The sequence below is a fragment of the Wolbachia endosymbiont (group A) of Yponomeuta plumbellus genome (assembly GCF_947251575.1).
In the GTDB taxonomy this organism is placed as follows: Bacteria; Pseudomonadota; Alphaproteobacteria; order Rickettsiales; family Anaplasmataceae; genus Wolbachia; species Wolbachia pipientis.
Genome location: NZ_OX366353.1, coordinates 32,990 through 53,830 on the forward strand (window position 1 = coordinate 32,990; position 20,841 = coordinate 53,830).

General features: G+C 35.4%; 20 protein-coding genes, 1 tRNA gene and 1 pseudogene. 15 read left to right on the forward strand and 7 right to left on the reverse strand.

Going from position 1 to position 20,841, the window contains the following annotated elements:
• Positions 1-17 precede the first annotated feature (17 nt).
• Positions 18-1,110, reverse strand: a pseudogene (locus OPR39_RS07345) (IS3 family transposase).
• A gap of 196 nt (positions 1,111-1,306) precedes the next feature.
• Between OPR39_RS07345 and OPR39_RS00175 the strand changes: the two are divergent.
• The 5 genes from OPR39_RS00175 (at position 1,307) to OPR39_RS00195 (ending at position 3,760) form a co-directional block, all read left to right on the forward strand.
• Positions 1,307-1,492: a hypothetical protein gene (locus OPR39_RS00175; RefSeq protein ID WP_006280029.1), complete on the forward strand. Its 186-nt coding sequence runs from the start codon at positions 1,307-1,309 to the stop codon at positions 1,490-1,492.
• Positions 1,473-1,814, forward strand: a complete 342-nt coding sequence (locus OPR39_RS00180) for a hypothetical protein (RefSeq protein ID WP_041573517.1) — start codon at positions 1,473-1,475, stop codon at positions 1,812-1,814. Before OPR39_RS00175 ends, OPR39_RS00180 begins: the two co-directional genes overlap by 20 nt.
• Positions 1,815-1,853: 39 nt before the next feature.
• Positions 1,854-2,495: a fructose-6-phosphate aldolase gene (gene fsa / locus OPR39_RS00185; RefSeq protein WP_015589064.1), complete on the forward strand. Its 642-nt coding sequence runs from the start codon at positions 1,854-1,856 to the stop codon at positions 2,493-2,495.
• 336 nt (positions 2,496-2,831) lie between these two features.
• The gene (locus OPR39_RS00190) at positions 2,832-2,972 is read left to right on the forward strand and encodes a hypothetical protein (protein ID WP_242049534.1); all 141 of its coding nucleotides are present in this window, start codon (positions 2,832-2,834) and stop codon (positions 2,970-2,972) included.
• Positions 2,948-3,760 carry an ankyrin repeat domain-containing protein gene (locus OPR39_RS00195; RefSeq protein ID WP_265038756.1) on the forward strand — a complete coding sequence of 271 codons (813 nt, stop codon included), beginning with the start codon at positions 2,948-2,950 and terminating at the stop codon, positions 3,758-3,760. Before OPR39_RS00190 ends, OPR39_RS00195 begins: the two co-directional genes overlap by 25 nt.
• A 3-nt stretch (positions 3,761-3,763) precedes the next feature.
• Here OPR39_RS00195 and secA read toward each other — a convergent pair whose 3' ends face one another.
• Positions 3,764-6,424 carry a preprotein translocase subunit SecA gene (gene secA, locus OPR39_RS00200; RefSeq protein ID WP_141457138.1) on the reverse strand — a complete coding sequence of 887 codons (2,661 nt, stop codon included), beginning with the start codon at positions 6,422-6,424 and terminating at the stop codon, positions 3,764-3,766.
• A 219-nt stretch (positions 6,425-6,643) separates the two neighbouring features.
• Between secA and OPR39_RS00205 the strand changes: the two genes are divergently transcribed.
• Positions 6,644-9,226, forward strand: a complete 2,583-nt coding sequence (locus OPR39_RS00205; RefSeq protein WP_265038757.1) for a tetratricopeptide repeat protein — start codon at positions 6,644-6,646, stop codon at positions 9,224-9,226.
• Positions 9,213-9,389 carry a tetratricopeptide repeat protein gene (locus OPR39_RS00210; protein ID WP_141457140.1) on the forward strand — a complete coding sequence of 59 codons (177 nt, stop codon included), beginning with the start codon at positions 9,213-9,215 and terminating at the stop codon, positions 9,387-9,389. Before OPR39_RS00205 ends, OPR39_RS00210 begins: the two co-directional genes overlap by 14 nt.
• A gap of 38 nt (positions 9,390-9,427) precedes the next feature.
• Here the strand turns inward: OPR39_RS00210 and odhB are convergent, their stop codons facing one another.
• Entirely contained in the window at positions 9,428-10,600 is a 1,173-nt protein-coding gene (gene odhB / locus OPR39_RS00215) for a 2-oxoglutarate dehydrogenase complex dihydrolipoyllysine-residue succinyltransferase (RefSeq protein ID WP_265038759.1), read from the reverse strand.
• 928 nt (positions 10,601-11,528) lie between these two features.
• Between odhB and hemC the strand changes: the two genes are divergently transcribed.
• From hemC to OPR39_RS00230, 3 genes are all read left to right on the forward strand, one after another.
• A complete protein-coding gene (gene hemC / locus OPR39_RS00220; RefSeq protein ID WP_015589059.1) occupies positions 11,529-12,407 on the forward strand; it encodes a hydroxymethylbilane synthase in 879 nt (292 codons plus the stop codon).
• Positions 12,398-13,285 carry a UDP-N-acetylmuramate dehydrogenase gene (murB, locus tag OPR39_RS00225; protein WP_265038761.1) on the forward strand — a complete coding sequence of 296 codons (888 nt, stop codon included), beginning with the start codon at positions 12,398-12,400 and terminating at the stop codon, positions 13,283-13,285. The genes hemC and murB overlap by 10 nt, the downstream gene beginning before the upstream one ends.
• A 96-nt stretch (positions 13,286-13,381) precedes the next feature.
• Positions 13,382-13,573: a hypothetical protein gene (locus OPR39_RS00230; RefSeq protein ID WP_070356842.1), complete on the forward strand. Its 192-nt coding sequence runs from the start codon at positions 13,382-13,384 to the stop codon at positions 13,571-13,573.
• A 114-nt stretch (positions 13,574-13,687) separates the two neighbouring features.
• Here OPR39_RS00230 and OPR39_RS00235 read toward each other — a convergent pair whose 3' ends face one another.
• The 4 genes from OPR39_RS00235 to OPR39_RS00250 form a co-directional block, all read right to left on the reverse strand.
• On the reverse strand, positions 13,688-14,620 hold the full coding sequence (locus tag OPR39_RS00235; protein ID WP_265038763.1) for an Rpn family recombination-promoting nuclease/putative transposase: 933 nt from the start codon (positions 14,618-14,620) through the stop codon (positions 13,688-13,690).
• Positions 14,621-14,914: 294 nt separating this feature from the next.
• Complete coding sequence (gene glmS, locus OPR39_RS00240) at positions 14,915-16,726, reverse strand: glutamine--fructose-6-phosphate transaminase (isomerizing) (RefSeq protein WP_265039422.1); 1,812 nt, start codon at positions 16,724-16,726, stop codon at positions 14,915-14,917.
• Between the two features lie 80 nt (positions 16,727-16,806).
• Complete coding sequence (gene yajC, locus OPR39_RS00245; protein WP_265038765.1) at positions 16,807-17,178, reverse strand: preprotein translocase subunit YajC; 372 nt, start codon at positions 17,176-17,178, stop codon at positions 16,807-16,809.
• A 129-nt stretch (positions 17,179-17,307) separates the two neighbouring features.
• Positions 17,308-17,384 (reverse strand) — tRNA-Asp (locus tag OPR39_RS00250).
• Positions 17,385-17,576: 192 nt separating this feature from the next.
• On the opposite strand from OPR39_RS00250, the gene rpsB reads away from it, so the two are divergent.
• The 5 genes from rpsB to OPR39_RS07325 are packed head-to-tail and all read left to right on the forward strand — an operon-like array spanning position 17,577 to position 20,722.
• Positions 17,577-18,425 (forward strand): 30S ribosomal protein S2, encoded by an 849-nt coding sequence (gene rpsB / locus OPR39_RS00255; protein WP_015589054.1) that lies wholly within the window; start codon positions 17,577-17,579, stop codon positions 18,423-18,425.
• The gene (gene tsf / locus OPR39_RS00260) at positions 18,406-19,266 is read left to right on the forward strand and encodes a translation elongation factor Ts (RefSeq protein ID WP_015589053.1); all 861 of its coding nucleotides are present in this window, start codon (positions 18,406-18,408) and stop codon (positions 19,264-19,266) included. The genes rpsB and tsf overlap by 20 nt, the downstream gene beginning before the upstream one ends.
• Before the next feature lie 10 nt (positions 19,267-19,276).
• Positions 19,277-20,020, forward strand: coding sequence for a UMP kinase (gene pyrH, locus OPR39_RS00265; RefSeq protein ID WP_015589052.1), 744 nt, complete (start codon positions 19,277-19,279; stop codon positions 20,018-20,020).
• 7 nt (positions 20,021-20,027) lie between these two features.
• Positions 20,028-20,585 carry a ribosome recycling factor gene (gene frr, locus OPR39_RS00270; protein ID WP_007549203.1) on the forward strand — a complete coding sequence of 186 codons (558 nt, stop codon included), beginning with the start codon at positions 20,028-20,030 and terminating at the stop codon, positions 20,583-20,585.
• 5 nt (positions 20,586-20,590) lie between these two features.
• Entirely contained in the window at positions 20,591-20,722 is a 132-nt protein-coding gene (locus OPR39_RS07325) for a hypothetical protein (RefSeq protein ID WP_265038766.1), read from the forward strand.
• The last annotated feature ends 119 nt before the right edge of the window (positions 20,723-20,841 follow it).

Genomic DNA, 20,841 nt, shown 5'->3' on the forward strand with positions numbered 1-20,841 from the left:
AAAGTGTGGAATGTTTTTTACAAAAAGAATGATGCATCAAATTGTTCTGGAATGCAATAGTTAATAGTGACGTTGTTTGTTATAAAAAATTTCTATGTATTCAAATATTGCAGTTCTAGTTTGTTGAGCAGAGTGTTGTGAAGTATCAATAAGTATTTCTCTTTTCAATGAGCTAAAGAAGCTTTCTGCAACAGAATTGTCGTAACAACAGCCTTTATTACTCATCTATATTCTTTACAGCTAAGAGATATTGATACCCTTGCGCAGTATATTGTGAACCTTGGTCACTGTGCAGCAGTAGATTTTTAACAGGTTTACGCTTGTTAACGTCCATTAATAAAGAGTCCATAACCAATTGTTTATTTATTGAACTGCTCATTAACTACCATGCGTGAATATAGATCGATTATTGTTGCCAAATATAGCCATCCTTCTTTGGTTTTTATATAAGTAATCCCATACTTTATTTGGTTGATCGACAATAAAGTTTTGGTCTAATATATTGGGAGCTACTGTCCGTTTGTTGTTTCTTAATTTTAAATTTTCTTCTCAATATAGCCTGAATACCATTTTTCTGCATAATACTTTGCACTGTTTTTAAGTTGCAACTTTTACCCAAAGCCTTTAATTCAGCATGAATTTTAGGAGCTCCATATCTACATTTAGAAGCTTGATATATTTTTTGAATATCTGCTAATAACTCTTTATTTGCTGATTCTCTACTGCTTATTTTCCTTGTAGTCCACTTATAGTAGCCACTAGCAGAAAATCCTACATAATTCCTGTACTTTATAGCAGTTACTATATAAAAAAATATTTTACTCTTTTTGACTGGCCAGGGCTTTTTTTAAAATGTCTCTTTCTCTTGTTACTTTTGCTTTGTAAATCAAACCTCTCTTTGTCGTAAGGAGCCATGTTACCTCTACCTGGAAATGCATCTGCTGCCGACTTTTTTTCGTTGTGTTTCTTTATCCATTTTCCTAATAAACCACCCTTTATTCCTAAATCTCTTGCTATTTTTGTAATTGTTTGACCTGCCTTTCTTTGTTCATTTGTCAGCTTAACAGCTTCCAATTTGAATTCTGCTGTATATTCTCTTCTATTTGTCATATTTTGAAAAAACGTTTTATTTTACTCCAAAAACGTCTTAACTTTCTCTCTACTTTTTCTGGGTAAGGTCAAAGGCGGGCCCAGTAATGCTAGAAGTCAAACCAAAAAAAAGCAACAGCCGGCGAACTCACTCTATTTATAGTACAGATGAAGAGAATTGGATTTATATACCAGTGCCGAAAATAGTTGACAAAGATTGTGTATACTTATTACAATTGTTTGGGTACCAGAAGTTTTTACGGCAACAAAGTATGCACTAACTATAAGTAAGGAAGACTTTAAGCAGGCAATAAAAAAAATGAAGGAACGTTTAAAAGAGATTAAAGGAGAGAAGAAAAAGGTAAAAGGGAATACGGCAGAAAATGAATCTTATTACAAATAGCATAAAGGGCTTTTATTCTAGTGTTAAATCGGACCTAGATTGGCAAGCCAAACGTAGTCTTATTAGGACATTAGTAAAAGAAGTCAACATTGATCTTGATAAAGTAGATGTAGTATTTAAGATCAAAGAACTTGAAAACCCCGCCCAGAATGGACAAAATCAAAAGATGGTACATTGTCTAAGGGGTCTGGGCACTGGGATGACATCTTTTTTCTTGGTACAAATTACTCTTATGTCTCAATATTTGTACAGTTGTGTTATCGGCTGTTTGATGTTTACAACGCAGGAAGTTCATACGGTTGTAAGTCAAGCGGTAGGATGACAAGATTTTGCAAGGGTATTTTTTTTATAGGAGATTAACATGGAAATTTTTCTTGATAGCGTTGATTTAAATGAAATTAAAGGACTAAAGGAGTTCATTGACGGCATAACAACTAATCCTTCTTTAATAGCAAAGTCCGGGCGTAAAGATAAATACGAGGATTTAGTGCGTGAAATATGCTCTATTATAAAAGGGCCTGTTAGTGTTGAAGTTGTTGCAGATAGCCATGAAGAGATGATCACAGAAGGTCTGAATTTAGCAAAAATTGCTGATAATGTTGTGATCAAATTACCTCTTACACATGAAGGATTAATTTCTTGTAAAAAGTTATGGACAGAGCATAAAATACCTGTTAACATCACATTATGTTTTTCTCCTGGACAAGCACTGCTTGCCGCTAAGGTCGGTGCTTGTTTTATTTCCCCCTTTGTTGGTCGCCTTGATGATATAAGCTATGATGGCTTATCGCTAATAGAAGATATATGTACTATATATTCTAATTACGGTTTTGATACTAAAGTTCTTGTTGCATCAGTGAGAAGCCCAGCGCATGTAATAGAAGCTGCAAGGTTTGGTGCTGATTCAATTACTGTGCCAGCAAAAGTACTTAGACAATTAATTAATCACCCACTTACTGACCAAGGGCTAGCAATATTTGAAAAAGACTGGGGTGTAAAATAATAAACGGTTACAAATGAACATAAAAATTGGCGTATCCGTTCAGGCAATGGCGTCAACTTAAGAGCCTTCATTAGCAAACTCTCCTAAAGACATGATGGCGTTTGCTACCTTATTGCGGCTGCCCTGGTCGAATCTTAACTTTATAGCTAACCCAAGAAAGGTTTCCCTACATCATACCGCCGAGGCGCTAACGAGTAGCGGAATGACGAATTTGTTGTTTTTCAAATTGTAGGTAAACCTAAAGCTATAGAAAAAAAGAAGAACCAGTTTCTTAGTTTTTCATTGACATAATCCACTCCATATGCCATAATAAAATTTTATATCTTGGAGAAGGAAATGACATTAAGGTTAATACTACAAGAAGTCAACAGTAGTCCAGATCTGAGTAAGGAAAATTTAATTGATAGAATTAAAGATAAGCTGCAGCAGGAAAATCAACTTATATATGATGAGTGGAAAAAAACGAATTTGATATAAATTACACGTTTATAGTGCTCAAGTGCAATTTATTACTTATAGCAGCTGAAAATGGCTATGAAAAAGTAGTAAGATACTTAACAAAAAACGGAGCTAATGTTAATGTACAAGATGAATGGGAAAAAACCTCCTTACATTATTCTGCTCAGCATGGGCATGCACAAGTAGTAGAAGTTTTGCTAGAAGAAGGAGCAGACGTTAATGCACAAAATGAAGATAAAGGGACTCCTTTGCATTATGCTGCTTATAGTGGTCATATAGAAGTAGTAAAACATCTTATAAAAAAAGAGGCAGATGTTAATGTAGTGGACAGATATGGAAGAAGTCCTTTACATTATGCTGCTGAGAATGGATACACACAAGTAGTAGAAGTTTTGCTAGAAGAGGGAGCAGACGTTAATGCACAAGATAAAGACGGAAGAACTCCTTTATATTATGCTGTTTATTACACTCATGGTGAACATCCAAGACTAAATTATCAACATCCAAAAGTAGCGAAACTTCTGCTAAATTATGGTGCAGATCCATCATTTATTCATAGACCTAAAGCTATAACAGCAGGAATTACTGTAGGTATATTAGCTGCCATTGTTGCTCCATTAGCACTCATTTATGCTACTGCATTACCTGCACTAGCAATAGTTGTAATTACTGTGGCATCTGCACTGATCGTTGGTGGAATTTCCTATGGGGTTGCATATAAGTCATCAGAGCATTCATTAAACAGTAAGCTAAGTGAGGTTAGCTGCAGTAATGTTGATGGAAATAAACAAACTGTACAACCATAATTATTAATTCACCACAGTAACCGCGCCGTGGCAGTGTTTGTACTTCTTTCCAGAATTACAAGGGCACTTGTCGTTTCTTGAGACTTTGGGAAGTCTGCTATTTCTAGCAGAATGTAACCTATTGCCTATCTCTTGGTTATCTGCCAACTTAAAGTGCGCTAGGCGGTGAATGGTGAGTTCCTTCCATTTTTCAAGCATTGACTCAAACATCAAGAAAGCTTCGCGTTTAAATTCATTCAGTGGATCTTTCTGCCCCATGGCACGTAGGCTTATGCTTTGTCTTAGGCTCTCTAGAACTGAAAGGTGTTCCCTCCATAAATGATCAAGTGTCATTATCATCATTTGCTTCACGATCGTATTCCACAAATCTGTAGTGTGCTGACTGTTGAAATATTTTTCTTTCTCAGTAAAAAATTCTTGTATCTTATCATTTATATAATCCAAAACTTCTTGTTTGTTTAAAAACTTTGCTAAATCTTCTTTATCAAGCGTTATTCCATACCTTGTATGGAATTCTTTGACTATATCTTCAATATAATCCTCATAATAGCCACTTTGGACTATACCTTCTATTACGCTCTCATTTACTTCGCTATATACTTCAAGTAAATCATTAATTTCGTTGCCTAAGATATTGTTTCTCTGCTTAAAAATAACTTTACGTTGGTTGTTGATTACGTCATCAAACTTAAGTAGAGATTTCCGCACGTCATAGTTTCTAGCTTCAACTTTCTTTTGTGCTTTCTCGAGTGCCTTATTGATCCATGGATGATGAATAGCTTCGTTATTCTTTAGCCCTACTTTTTGTAAAAAACTTCTCATTCTATCAGAGCCAAATATTCTCATTAGGTCATCTTCGAGCGATAAAAAGAACTTAGAAAGTCCAGGATCCCCCTGACGACCAGAACGGCCGCGTAATTGATCATCTATTCTCCTGCTTTCATGTCTTTCGGTTCCAACCACACATAAACCACCAGCTTTTATAGCAATTTCCTTATCTTTTTTTACTCTTTCAACTATTTCTTGGTATTTTTTTTCTCTTTCATCAGCATTTTTTATCTTCTTTAGCTCCACCTTTGCAATCATTTCAGCATTTCCACCAAGCTGAATATCAGTTCCACGTCCTGCCATGTTAGTTGCTATGGTGACACTGCCTGGCACTCCAGCTTGTGCTATTATGTACGCCTCTTGTTCATGATAACGAGCGTTTAATACGGAATGCTTAAGAGAATGGCTTTGCAAAAGCGCAGAAAGCTTCTCAGAGTTTTCGATGCTTACCGTGCCGACAAGGACCGGTTGAAGGCGTTTATGGCATTCTTCTATGAACTTTAACACAGCATTAAATTTTTCTTTTCCTGTGCCATAAATTTCATCATCAATATCAACTCTTTTTACAGATACATTGGTTGGAATTTTTACTACATTTAATCTGTATATATCACTAAACTCTTCTGCCTCTGTTGCTGCTGTTCCAGTCATTCCGGAAAGTTTATTGTACATACGAAAGTAATTCTGAAATGTGACCGATGCTAAAGTTTGGTTTTCATGCTGAATTTCAAGATTCTCCTTCGCTTCAAGTGCCTGATGAAGACCATCGGAATATCTCCTGCCCTCCATCATACGCCCAGTAAATTCATCAATAATCACTACCTTGCCATCCTTTACTATATAATCTTTATCAGCAGTAAACAGCTTATGTGCACGTAATGCTTGGTCTATATAATGAGTCATTATCATGCTGTCAGTATCATAGAGCGAGGAATTTTCAGGAATGAGATTGTATGACCTTAGTAGTTCCTCCACTCGTGAAATACCATCTTCAGTCAAGAATACCGTTCTACCTTTTTCATCTACTTCATAATCGGAGTCAACTAATTTGGTTACTATTTTATTGATATGCTTATATATCTGATTGTTTTCCTCAACCGGGCCAGAAATAATAAGCGGAGTGCGAGCTTCATCAATGAGTATTGAGTCCACTTCATCAACTATTCCGTAGTGAAAGCCTCTCTGAACCATGTCTTCTTGAGAAAATTTCATATTGTCTCGCAGGTAATCAAAGGCAAGCTCGTTATTTGTGGAATACACGATATCTGCACTGTAAGCCTCTTTCCTCTCTTCGTCTGTCAAGTTATTCGTAATAAACGCAACAGAAACCCCAAGAGAATTATATAATTTGCTCATCCACTCTGTGTCTCGTTTTGCAAGATAATCGTTAACAGTTACGACGTGCACGCCTTTCCCTTCTAAAGAATTAAGGTATGCAGCTAAAGTTGCAACGAGTGTCTTTCCCTCTCCTGTTTTCATTTCTGATATCATGCCATTGTGGAGCACCATTCCACCAATCAGTTGAACATCAAAGTGCCTCATGTTAAGAAATCTTCGAGAGGCTTCACGCACAACTGCAAATGCAGGTACGAGAAGATCATTTAACGTTTTCCCATTTTTCAATTCTCGATTGAATTCTTCAGTTTTACCAGCAAGCTCCTCATCAGATAAGCTCTGCATTTCTGTTTCTAATGCATTTATTTGCTGAACAATTTTCCTAAAGGATTTTATTATCTTCTTATTTGTTGACCCAAATATCTTTCTTATAAAAAAGAATGACAACGTAAAAATGAAAAATATAAGAATGGCTGTCAAAATTAGCGGAGAATCTAGCATAAACTTAAGTAAAGTCTTATTTAATATGAGATTATATTACTAAATGCAGCCTACAGCAATTACATATTAGATTTGGGGAGTCTTTATGCTTAAGACAGCAAACAAAATTGACCCTGTTCGGCACTGTTATTACAATGTTAAAGAATCTGTTGCATTATCTTAGGCACTTGGTGACTTTAATTTTTTATAGAAAGAAGTTATTCGTAGGTTTAGTAGGGTATGAATGTAGAAAACAAACAGTCTGAAGTACTTAGTAATCGTACATTTAAGAAGAGAGATGGCACATCAACAGGTGATCATGGTCGCAAGTATGAAGTAAAATTATTAATGCTGTATCTACTTCATGGGTTAAGTAGTAAAATTGACTTTTGGTTAGCATCAAACATAGAAGGTTTTGGAGCCTTTGATGATATTTTTTTTGAGTATAAAGATCAGAAGAACAAATCGAGAATTATCTTGGTTCAAGCTAAGCACTGCAATACACATCGCTCTTCGAAGAATATTACTTTTGAAGATTTGTTTATTGATGGAAATGATAGAAAGCAACAGAAAGAAGATTTCGGGTTAAACAAATATTTTGAATCTCATCCTGAGATTAAGCAAAACCCTGAGTGTAAGAACAGTGATATTACGCTTGTCATTCATACTAATGTCAATGTGAACCTAAAAAAAGGTACAGAGAAGCAAGGAAGCGTAGAAACATTAGAGAAGTATCTGGAAGAGTCAAAGTTAACAAATGATAACACTTTAAATATTTATGAAGGTCAAAAAGGAACGTGCTACAAAATAAAAAATCATACTGAACTGAAAAAATACTTCAGTTGTGGTAGTGACGATGAAATAGAAGATTTTTTACTTAGAATAAGGTTTGTAGTTGATCAACCTAATCATTCAAAATTAGATGATATTATTAAGAAAGAAATAGGGAATATATACAAAATATCAGGGGAAGAAGATATTGATACAGTTTTTGTCCGTGTATATGATAAGGTAGGGAAATGGTGGGCACAACAGGGTAGCAAAGTTTCTTATCTAACAAGAAAAGACGATTATTTTAGGGAAGTTATAGAACATCTTTATAGTCTCAAACCTAGAGAAGATCTATTTGAACGGTGGAACATTCCACCTAAAATAGCTAGTGGAAATTTCATTGAACGAGAATATCTCAATGAAGAAATAGTAAATCATCTAAAGACAAAAAATGAGCCAGTTATATTAACTGCTTTGTACGGGTTAGGTGGAGTAGGTAAAACACAGTCAGTGCTAGATTTTATTCAAAAACATGGGAAAGAATACAAGGCAATATGTTGGTTTAATGCAAAAGATGAAGATCAACTACTCAGTGAATATGTTAATTTAGGAAGAAAATTAAATATTATTCACGATGAAGACAACATTTCTATTGCACAGCGAGCTTATTATGTGAAAAACTGGCTAGAAGATTCTAAACGTGAAGGCTGGTTGTTGATTTATGATAATGTATCAAATTATGAAGTCATTTCTAAGCTCAGACCTACAAAAGGCGGCAAAATAATAGTTACGTCTCGTAATACTGAATGGCCACAAGGGAGTATAGGTGTAGACGTTTTTACTCCCCCAGAATCAGAATTATATGTTAAGAAAATTCTAGGCCAGGTTTCAGAAAGCGATAGGCCAAATATAGGTATATTGGCAGAAAAGTTAGGTAGATTACCTTTGGCATTAGCTCAGGCTTGCGCTTACATCAAAGAAAACAAAATGACTATCTCACGTTACTTAGAAATTTATGCAGAAAGGAAGCTTTATTTATTATCTCATAAAACACTACCTAAGGATTCTAACCATGAGCCTGTGTTTATTACTTGGGATATTACAATGGACGCAATTCGTAATGAGTCTAAACTAGCAAGCAAGTTGTTAGTAGCTTGTGCATATTTAGACAATGATATTCCTAAAGATTTGTTAAGAATATTTCCTGAGATTGTAGAGAACAATTCTGAAGAAAAACCTTTTGAAGAAGTATTAGGTATATTATTGAGATATTCGATGCTAGTGTCCAATGAGCAGAGTAGTAGTGTTTCTATTCACTGTTTAGTACAAGATGTAATTAGGCTAAAGTCAAAGGAAAGTGGAAAAATTAAAAAAGATATAAAAACCGTTTTTCAATTATTAAAAGAAAGCTTCCCTGACGACAGTGATAAATTAGAAGATTATTCTAAGAAGCGACAATTATTGCCGCACTTAGAAGCGTTTTTATCACATATAGATAATTGGCTAGCAAAAAATCCTTCAGAAAAACAAACAATAGAAAAGGATTATCTTGTGTATTTGTTAATATGGATGAACGATGGATACCATGACTTGGGTAATCCCAGAAGACAAAAGGAGCTGCTTGAACAGGCTTTACCTATTCTTGAAGAATACTATGGTTCTGATCATTTTCAGGTTGCTATAGCGCTGGCAAATCTAGGTATCGCTTATGGGGATCTGGGTAATCATAGGAGACAAAAGGAGTTACTTAAACAGGCTTTACCTATTCTTGAAGAATACTATGGTTCTGATCATTTTCAGGTTGCCATTGCATTGGCCAATCTAGGTGATGCCTATGGGAATTTAGGTAATTCTCGGAAAGCAAAAGAGTTGCTTGAACGGGCTTTAGCAATTCAAGAGAAACATTATGAGCCTAACCATTTTACAGTTGCTATAATACTAAAAAACCTAGGCGGAACTTATGGAGACTTAGGTAACCCTCAGAAAGCAAAGGAGTTGCTTGAGCAGGCCTCATTTATTCTTGAGAAGCATCATGTCCATGATTACTTCTAAAGTTGTTGAACTATGGGAAATTCTAGGCCCCGCTTATGGTGCTCTAGGTAACCATAAGAAACAAAAGGAGTTGTTTGCACGGGCTTCATCCATCTTTAAGAAACATTATGGCCCTGATCATCCGGAAGTTGCTAAACTGCTGGCAGAACTAGATGACATTTAGGTTTTTAGCAATACTGGATTAACAACAATTCATTTGAGCTACACTTCCAAAACTAATCTATTTGGATCTTCTATATAATTTTTTATTTTAACGAGGAAAGTAACTGCTCCTTTGCCGTCAACTATTCTGTGATCGTAAGAGAGGGCAATGTACATCATAGGTCTAATCTCAATTGAGTTGCCCATGGCAACTGGCCTGTTTTGTATTGAATGCATTCCAAGTATTCCAGATTGCGGAGGGTTTATTATCGGAGTAGAAAGGAGCGAACAATATACTCCGCCATTTGAAATGGTAAATGTTGCACCTTCCATTTCTGATACTTGTAATTTACCTTCTCGTGCTTTTTTGCCAAGAGCAACTAAAGTCAACTCAATTTCTGCAAATGACATCTGATCGGCACCCCGAATAACTGGTACAACAAGACCTTTATCGGTGCCAACAGCAACACCTACGTCATAGTAATGTTTATATATGATTTCATCGCCTGAGATTTCAGCGTTAATTTCAGCAATTTCTTTCAATGCTTGCACCGCTGCCTTTATAAAAAACGACATAAAACCAAGTTTTATTCCATATTTTTTTTCAAAGGCGTCCTTATATTTTGCTCTTAGATCCATGACATTCTTCATGTCAATTTCATTGAACGTGGTCAGTATTGCAGCAGTATTTTGCGATGCTTTCAAACGAGCGGCAATTACTTGTCTTATTTTGCTCATTTTTACTCGTTCCTCTCTTTGCTCTCCACTTACTACACTTTTTGGCAATTCATATTGTTTTATTGCAGGTTGTTCAGCTTTGTTCATATGGCCTATCACATCTGCTTTTGTTATTCTGCCTCCCATGCCAGTTCCTTTGACGCTTTCTGCACTGATTGCATTTTCTTCCATAATTTTACGAGCTGATGGAGCATCTTTTTTAGCAGCACTTTCGCTTTTATCTTCTTTTCTCGCTTCCTCTTTTACTTCTCCCACGGAAAGCTTCGCTAACAATTGATCAGGGCTTATTACATCATCTTCCTTTACAAGAAATTCAGTTATTTGCCCCGAAGCTTCTGCAGTTAATTCGAGTGCTGTTTTGTCAGTTTCAATTTCAAAGATCAAGTCATCTACTTTTACTGCTTCTCCAATACCCTTCTTTATTTTTACTATACCTTCTGTAACTGATTCACCACCAAGAGTTTTTGGTGCTCTGATTTCTATAATTTTGCTCATAAAACAACTTCCGTATAAAACTTTCTATAGATTTATACATGAAAAGAGACATGTAATAAACTAATAAATTCATTGAGGCTCTTATCATTTAGAAGTGGACCACAACTCCCAAATGTCATTCCAGCGCAGCCATAAAAATTCCTTGACAAACTCCGCCAGCCCCCTTATCATGAAACTGAAGCTATTTATTTATCTTCTCTGTACAGATTAAATGACAAAAAACTCACGTATCTGGCGTCTCATGTTTAATTTTTTGCACTATGTGCACTCTATGTCTTTATCAAATTTCTGGGTTTTTACCTACACAAGCTGAAATACGCTATTTAAAACATTAAAAAACGCCAACTTAAAAAATAGATAGTGAATAACTAGCTACCCTAGGGTTTCTTTTGCCTTTTTTTCTGTTTAGTAAATTTCTTAATGTTTATAATTTAGATTAGTTGCGGCTTAAAAGCAACTGAATCGCGGTTATTAAACGTTTAGAATAAAAAAAACGCCATACTTGAAAGTATAATGTAAGTAATTAGCCAACCACGGGGCTTCTTTTGCCTTTTTTTTATTTGGTAAATTTCTTAATATTTATAGCTAAACGACAACCGTCATCCCGCTGCTTGTTAGCGGCTAAGAGATACCGCGAATGAATCGCGGTATGACGGTATGCGGCGGCGTGACGATAAGGTTTATACCTTGTCATGCAAGTACTAGAATCCAGTAAGCTTATTTATGCATGTAAAAGGCTATTATTTTGTAAAGTCAAAGTTGCTTTTGGTTTTAAGTTAAAGTACAATAAATGCAAAGGCTCATATAAACTGGATCCAAGTACTTGAATGACATCAGAGAGAGGGTAACCGAGGTTCATGCGATACACGCTACCAAAGTGTTTAAATAATTAATTAGGTTAAGGTTTGGTATTCAAACAGTCGTACACATGCCAGTCAAAATAGGTACCAGAGGAAGCAAGCTTGCAGTTGCCCAGGCTTTGGAAGCAAAACAAAAGTTGCTGGATTCTTTTCCTAACTTATCTATTGAAATTGTTAAAATAAAAACTTCTGGAGATAAGTATGCAAACGCAAATCTTGCTGAAATAGGAGGCAAAGGATTATTCATTAAAGAAATTGAGACTGAATTGCTCGAAAATAATATAGACATGGCAGTTCATTCGCTAAAAGATATGCCTGCGTTTTTCTCAGGGGGTTTAACAATTCCTTGTGTTTTAGAAAGGCTAAGTTCATGCGATGCGTTTATTTCTCATAAACACAATAGCCTTGAGTCTTTGCCACAGCAGGCTACTATTGCCACTTCTTCAATAAGAAGAAAAGTTCAGTTATTAAATGTTAGACCAGATTTAAATATAGTACCGCTACGTGGAAATGTAACAACCAGATTGCAAAATCAAAGTTTTGATGGAATAATTCTAGCTGAAGCAGGACTCATAAGATTAGAAAAACATCACTTGATTACAGAGGTATTGCCACCAAAAGTTATGTTAAGTGCAGTGGGGCAGGGGGCGGTTTGTATTCAATGTAGAAGGAATGATGTAAAAATTATCAATCTTTTAGAGAAAATTAATAATAATATGTCTTTTATAGGAGTGAAATCAGAGCGCAGTTTTATGAAGACAGTGAATGGTTCATGTTTTACACCACTTGCAGCTTTGGCTGAATATGTGAGCGAAAATATGCTACACCTTCGTTGTATGTTAGCAAGTGGAAAAAATATATACTTCACTGAGCGCACTTCATTTATAGAAGATGCGGAGAAAATGGGTATGGATGCAGGATTAGAGTTGAAATCAAAATGCTTATAAGCTTACCTAAAGTACGTGGAATCTATCGTTATGATGTCTTAATGTCTAAAGCGACGTGGTTAAATGTTGGTGGACGAGCTGATGTATTATTTAAACCATGTGATATTGAAGATTTAACATACTTGATTAAAAATACTGAACTGCCAGTTAGCGTTATTGGTGCAACATCCAACATAATAGTGCGAGATAGTGGCATTCGAGGAATAACAGTAAAATTAGGTAAGGAGTTTGCATATATTAAAAGTAAGGGTAACAACTCTATTGTAGCTGGGGGAGCTGTGCTGCTCAGCAACCTTGCTCACTTTGCGGGAAATCAGCAGATTAGTGGGTTGGAGTTTCTAGTTGGAATTCCAGGAACAGTTGGTGGCGGAATAGAAATGAATGCAGGTGCATATGGTAGTGATATCGCAAGTGTTGTACAATCCATAAAAGCAGTGAATCTAGAGGATGGAAACCTATATGAGTTCTCCAGCGAAGAAATGGGGTATTTTTACCGTGGACATAGCCTAAAAGGAAATTGGATTTTTGTTGAAGCTGAGTTTAAAGGAATAAACTCAGAGTATGAGCTTATACTGCAAAGGTTAAAGGAAGTTATTGAGAGGAAAAATAAAAGCCAGCCAATAAGAGGAAAAACTGCTGGGTGCATATTCAAAAATCCAAAAAACTACCGAGCATGGGAGTTAATTGATAAATCTGGCTGCCTAGGGTTAAATATTGGTGGAGCTAGAATCTCTAAGAAACATTGTAACTTCTTGCTCAATTACGATAATGCAACTTCATCTGACTTGGAAAACCTTGGCAACAAAGTAAAAGATGCAGTAAAGGATAAATTTAATGTTGAACTTGAGTGGGAAATAAGGGTTTTGGGTAGCTATTAGATAGTTTTTATAGCTTATGTATATTCGTTCAGTAGAACGGCAAATAAGGTAAACAAGTAATCTAAAAAAATAATCATAGAGAAACCGTGAGGTAATGTGGTTAATCTTGTAGAACTTTGCAAGAATCTAGAGAGAAAAATAGCAAAGTTATACCAATTCTCATTATTAGTGAATCAAATAAGCGATATTGTAGAGTTATTTAATTGTGGAGTGAGAAAGAAAGGCAATAGTATGGCTTTTTTTCCATTGTTATCTATCCGTTTATTGTGCAGTGGGAATTGGTATTAGCTGAACGGACACTATTGTTATACTATATCTTATATACAATTGTGCAATATGGACAATGGCAACAAATTTACTAGCGAAATTCAGTGATTTATGATTGATAATTAAAGTTCTTAATTAGTAACCGTTCACACTTAATTCTTCAATCTCACTAATAGAAAGGCCAGTAAACTTGACAATAGTGTTAACATCAACATTATTAGCCAGCATTGCTTTTGCGACTTCGATTTTCCCTTCAATTTTGCCTTCAATTTTCCCTTCCTCTTTACCGATTTTGATGCCTCTTTCTTCGCCAATTTGGATGCCTTTTTCAGTAGCAAGATCAAGTCTGTATTCAAGAATGGCTTCTTCTTTCCGTAGATCCATTATTCTTTCTTCGTAAGCTACTAAATCTTTTTCATTCCAGCTAAACCTGTCTAATTCATCGTAGACTAACTTTATTATTGGTGCTTTTTCTGCTATTTTCCTTAAGTCTTCTTCCGTAGTTTCATCTGCATATTTGAAGAAAAATAACCAACGATCCACTATGCTTTCTAGCTGTTCTTCCTTATTCTTAGGAAATTTAGGTAGTTCAATAAATATAAATTGAAAATCTTTTAAGTCATGCTCATTGGTTTTCTCATCTCTTATAGTGTGGTTGGATATATAATCAACTTCTTCAGGAAGTAAGTTACAATTTGATATAGCAATAAAGAAGACTTTCTTTAAATCAATGTAGTTGCCAGATTTATCTAATTGTCTTGAGTAAGCCTTAGCAGCATACAGTTGAGCTCGTTTTTCGAAGCCTTTATCGCGAGTAAGCTGCATTTCAATCACATACCTGGTCCCACTAGAATCCCTGCAAAGAACATCAACTATACTTTGCTTATCAGAGGCAATTTCAGGATCCATTATAGTACTGAGGAATTCCACTTCTTGTATAGTATTTATCTCGGTAAACCCTAAAATATCATTCAAAAAATGTATGAGAATATTCTTATTTTTTTCAGTGCCAAAGATTCTTTTAAAGGTTAAATCCAGCTTAGGGTCGAGAAACTTAGATAAAGCCATAGCCAAAGTGCTTAAAAATATTAATAATTATACACTATTATTAACAATTATTCAACCATATTTTTGAAGATAGCTATGCCGCCGCGAACCGTCATACCGCCGCGGTATCTCTTAGCCGCTAACAAGTAGCGGGATGACGGTTGTCGGTAAATCTAAGTCAGTTTAGCTATAGGCAGCAATTTTCTGTATTTACTTTAAATTGAAGAAAGATCAAATGAAAGATCGTGTTTTGCTAAAAATCACAGAATGCAGTCTGGTTACCTTATTAGAAGTTTAGCTTTAACTTTAAATGGACTACTCAACCGTGACAGACTTAGCTAAATTTCTTGGACAATCTGCATCTAACCCTTTTTTTGCTGCAGTAAAGTAAGCAAGGAATTGCATAGCAACACTGTAGATGATTGGAGAGATAAAATTATCAGTGTCTGGAAGTTGCACCACATCTGCGCAAACTCCCCTTAGGAATGGCGCTCCTTGTTTATCACTGAAGGCAATTACTTTGCCTTTTCTTGCAATAATCTCTTGTATATTAGATAGCGTTTTAAAGAATAAATCATCATAAGGGATAATTGCTATAACAAGCACAGTAGAGTCTATTAAAGCAATAGAACCATGCTTCATTTCTCCCGCTGCAATACCAGTTGTATTGATATATGAAAGCTCTTTTATTTTCAATGCGCCTTCCATTGCAACTCCGTATGAACTTCCTCTGCCGATTAAAATAACGTTATTGTGTTCTAATATACTGCCCGATATATGTTGTATTTTCATCACATTCAAAACGTGCTCAACATACTCGGGAATAGAATTGATAGCACTGCTTAGCTGTTTTATTCTCTCTCCACCCAGTATACCTTTTATTTTTCCAAGCTCCACGGCAAAGCATGCTAAAGTTGCAAGTTGCGCAGAAAAGGTTTTTGTTGAAGCAACACCAATTTCTGGCCCAGCAAGAGTATGTAACACAATATCTGAGATCTTTTCAATGCTGCTGCTAAATGTATTAGTTATACTTATGATTGTTTGCTTCTGTGATTTCGCATAACGCAGCGCTTCTATGGTATCTGCAGTTTCGCCAGATTGAGAGATAAATAACCCAATGCTGCCTTCTTCCAGCTTGACGTTGCTATACCTAAATTCTGATGAGATTTCTAGATATACTCGAACTTGAGCGACATTTTCCAGCCAATACTTTGCTATTAGCCCAGCAAAATAAGATGACCCGCATCCAACTATAGTAATGTGATTCAGTTCAGAGAATAATTTTTTGTTGACCTCTTTATATTGCTTGTAAAATTGGTTTATTGTTTTGTTTAATGCAGAAGGTTGCTCAAAAATCTCTTTTAACATGAAGCTAGGGTAACCATTTTTGCTAATTAGAAAATCACTTGGACTACTATTTTCTATACTGCGTTTAACTTGTGTACCATTGTTGTATATACTAACTCCACTAGATTTTATCACTGCAATGTCATCATCTTCCAAATGCGATATTTTTTCCACAAATGCACTTAAAGCATTAGAGTCAGATGCAGCAAACACTGTGTTACAGTTATAGCCTATTGCTAAAGGCAAATTTCTCTTCGCAACAAATAAGGCGTCTGGATATTCTGCAAATAATAAGACCAAGGCAAATGAGCCGTGTAGGTTGTTTAAACACTTAAATAGAGAATCAACTGGCGACAATCCTTCATCAAGATATAAGGTTAGCATGTTTGGTATGATCTCTGTGTCAGTGTCAGTATGGAATGGCATTCCCCTTTCTTCTAGACCCTTTTTTAGCAGATTGTAATTCTCAATTATGCCGTTATGAGCAACAACAACATTATTTGTACGAATGGGATGAGCATTTTTAAGGCCTGGAACTCCATGTGTAGCCCAGCGAGTATGTGCTATACCAACTGTACTGTGAGACATCTTGCTGTCATCAACAACTTCACATAACCTTTCGACTTTACCTTCTGATTTTTTGACTTCTATCTTACCTTCGTTATTTATGATTGCTATACCTGAGGAATCATATCCCCTATATTCCAATTTTTGTAACCCAGTTAGTAAGGTTGGTATTACTGAATCACCGCTACTTACTACACCAAATATTCCGCACACAAATGGATCACCAAACAAACTTTTTTCTAAACATGTTAAGCATTTTTGCCTTTATTACTGGTTGATTTATATTCTTTTTATCATTCTTTCGATTTTACCTTTTTAATTGGTTTAGCTGCTACTTTTTGAGTTTCTTTGCTTAAAACCTCAGATATAGCGGACTTTAGAACTTTTATCTCAACTTTTGGTGCTATTTCTATTATAAATTGTGCATTTGCCTCATCAACTTTATTAACTTCACCTATTATTCCACCAGAAGTAATGACTGTATCACCACGTTTTATTTGATCTATCATCTTTCTATGTTCTTTTAGTTTTTTTTGTTGTGGGCGAATAATGAGAAAATAAAATACCACAAATATTAAAATCAATGGAGTAAAACTAGCAAAAGATGTGCCGATACTTGATGTATTGCTAGTTGCATCTGCTGCAAAAACTTCAGAAATGAGCATATTTAATCCTAATTGTTAATGATAAAAACAAACCTATTTAAGTATTAATTACAATACCATGCCATGTCAAGTTTGGTGGAAGCATTTCTCAATATCGGTTGCGAATTCTAAGTTATGCTAAAACTAATATGGCGGGAGTGATGAGACTTGAACTCACGACCTCATGCGTGACAGGCATGCGCTCTAACCAACTGAGCTACACCCCCCCTAATTTCTTTTTAGCGTTTTCGGGCTTCAACTTTAAAGCTAATAAACATGTTGCCCTTTGTCAATATTTTTTGTTTGCGCTTTGCTGTCTTTTCTATTACTATGTAAATAATTTAATTTCACACATGGCTTGTACAAGTAGTCCCATTAGGGTTATGCCATGGAAGATAAACTATTTGGAGGAATGATATATGACAAATTTGCCTAAAGTCACTGTGCGTGATTTAGCTGAATCTGGTGTACATTTTGGTCACAAAATTAGTCGCTGGAACGCAAAAATGGCTCCATATATATATGGGGTACATCAAGAAAATCGTATACATATAATTGACTTGCGAAAAACATTGCCATTGCTACAGGTGGCCATGAAGGCTTTATATGACGTTGCATTTCAAGGTGGTCGCATTCTATTTGTTGGTACAAAGTTTCAAGCTTTTGATATTATTGCAAGTGAAGCGATTCGTTGTGGTCAATATTATGTGAATCATCGTTGGCTTGGTGGTATGCTTACTAATTGGGGCACTGTTTCTTCTTCGATAAAAACCTTGATGCAATATGAGAAAATATTAAATGACGAGGATAGCATTTTAACAAAGAAAGAATTGGGAAACATTGAAAAGAAAAAGCAAAAGCTTGATAAGGCGCTTGGCGGTATTAGAGAAATGGGAGCAATTCCTGATATCTTATTCATCATTGATACTAATAAAGAGCATATAGCGGTTAAGGAGGCTAAGAAGTTAGGAATTCCAATAGTTGCAATACTTGATACTAATTCTGATCCAGATGGTATTACTTATCTAATACCTGGAAATGATGACTCAAGAAAATCAATAGAGCTCTATTGTAAATTAGCTACCGACTCTATATTAGCTGGAATAGAGTCTAGTCTAGCAAAATCTGGAGTTAAGATTGATGATATAAGGGGTGATGAGTTTATTCAAGAAAAAGAAGACGGTATTGTGCAAACTAAAAAGAGACGTAGTAAAGTTTACAAAGAAGAAGAAAGGGAGGTAGTAACAAATGAAGATGAATCCAGATGATATAAGAGAATTACGTGATAGAACAGGGCTTGGCTTAAGTGACTGTAAAAAAGCATTAGAAGAATGTGATGGTGACATTAAGAAAGCCGTTGATAAGTTACGTACAATAGGTCTTGCTAAAGCTGACAAAAAATCTGATAGAGTAGCTTCAGATGGACTCGTTGTTATGTGTTTGACTGAAAATTATGGTGCATTGGTTGAACTCAATTGCGAAACAGATTTTGTTGCAAGGAATGAGAAATTTATAGAGTTAGTTTCAAATTTAGCATCAATTGCTCATCAAGAACGCTGTACTAGCGTTGATGAGTTAAAAAATGCCAAGTATGAAAGCATTGGCACAGTGCAGGAAGCTATTATGAATGGTACGTCAGTTCTTGGTGAGAAGCTAGAGTTAAGCAAGCTTTGTTACTTAGAAGCTAAGGATGGAGTTATTGCTGGCTACGTACATGGTGATGTGTGTGGCTTAGGTAAGATTGGTGCTTTAATTGCATTGCAATCATCTGGTGATAAGGCGAAGCTACAAGAGATTGGGAAACAAATAGCTATGCATGTAGTTGCTATGAAGCCTGAAGCTTTGTCTATAGATGATTTAGATCAAATGAAGTTGAAAAATGAACGTTCTATAATTGAAGAGCAAGTGAGGGGCTTAAATAAACCTGAAGAAGTAGCAAAAAAAATAGTAGATGGACGAATGGCTAAGTACTATGAAGAAGTTGTTTTACTAGAACAAAAGTTCATAAAGGATGATAAAATGAAAGTTTCTGATTTTATAAAGTCAAGCGAGGTGAGTGCTATTAAATTATCTAATTACAAGTTACTTGTTTTGGGTGGTGCAAACTAAATGGTAAAAAATGTTTCCCTCAACAAATGAAAAAAGCGAAATAAAATATTCCAGAGTGTTATTTAAAATCTCTGGTGAAGCTTTAATGGGGTCACAGTCTTTTGGCTATGATATGGGAATAATAAGCCAATTATGCAAAGATATAGCTGATATTAACAGGCTTGGAGTTCAGGTATGTATTGTTGTTGGTGGTGGTAATATCTTTCGTGGCACATCTGCGTCTTTAAGTGGCTGTGAAAGAGCAAGTAGTGATTATATTGGAATGCTTGCAACTATAATCAATGCTTTAATTTTACAAAACTTTTTAGAAAAAAATTTAATAGCTTCTAGGGTATTATCTGCAATACCCATGGCCACTGTATGTGAACCTTACATAAGAAGGAAAGCTATTCGTCATTTAGAAAAAGGTAGAGTGGTAATTTTTGCAGCAGGCACAGGCAACCCATTTTTTACTACAGATACAGCTGCAGCCTTACGTGCTGTTGAAATGAATTGTGATGTTATTCTAAAGGGTACGCAAGTAAATGGTGTATACTCCGCTGATCCGAAAAAAAATGAGGATGCTGTAATGTATGATAGGCTTTCTTACACGGATTTATTGACTCGTGATTTAAAAGTTATGGATGCATCAGCAATTTCACTTGCTCGTGAGAATTCTATTCCAATTATAGTTTTTTCTTTGAAGGGAGAAAAAATAGTCAATATTATTAAGGGTCAAGGTACTTATACTATAGTTTCAGATTGTAAACATTAGGTAATTTATGTTAAATGAAATAAAAGCTAAAACAAAAGAAAGAATGCTAAAAACTATTCAGTCCTTTCATGATGATATTAAAGGCGTACGCACTGGTAGAGCTAGCGCATCGTTGCTTGATGGTATAGTTGTAAATATCTATGGTGGACATCAAAAGTTAAATCAGGTTGCAGGTGTTTCGGTTATAGATAACAAAACTCTATCAATTAAAATTTGGGATATTAATGTTGTCGGTGAAGTGAAAAATGCTATATTAAATGCCAACTTGAATTTAAATCCTGTTGTTGAGGGCAATACCATACGTATAGCTCTTCCGGACTTAACACAAGAAACCCGTGAAAAATTAGTGAAATTATTGCATCAGTTTGCTGAAAATGCACGGATTGCCATTAGAAATATACGTAGAGATATTATGGAAGAAACAGAAAAAATGAAGGAAAATAAAGAAATCTCAGAAGATGATTTTCATGGTGCTAAAAAGGAAATACAAAATATTACTGATAATAATATAAAAAAAATTGATGGTGAATTGTCCATCAAAGAAAAGGATATACTGAATCACTAAATGATATGGAGAAAGCTTACATAGCAAATGATGTCATCCCAGTGCTTGACACTGGAATCCAGTCTTTACTATACAACTATCTGATGCACTTGTTTGAAATCAAATTTCCTGGATCCCAGTGTCAAGCACTGGGATGACACCAATTTTGCATTCAAGTATCAACTATTGGTGTCACTACAGTAACTCTCTTCCTGTCATGCAAGTAGCTGACACCTTCCAGGTGTCCATTGAAATCCAAAAAATTTCACTCAAGTCA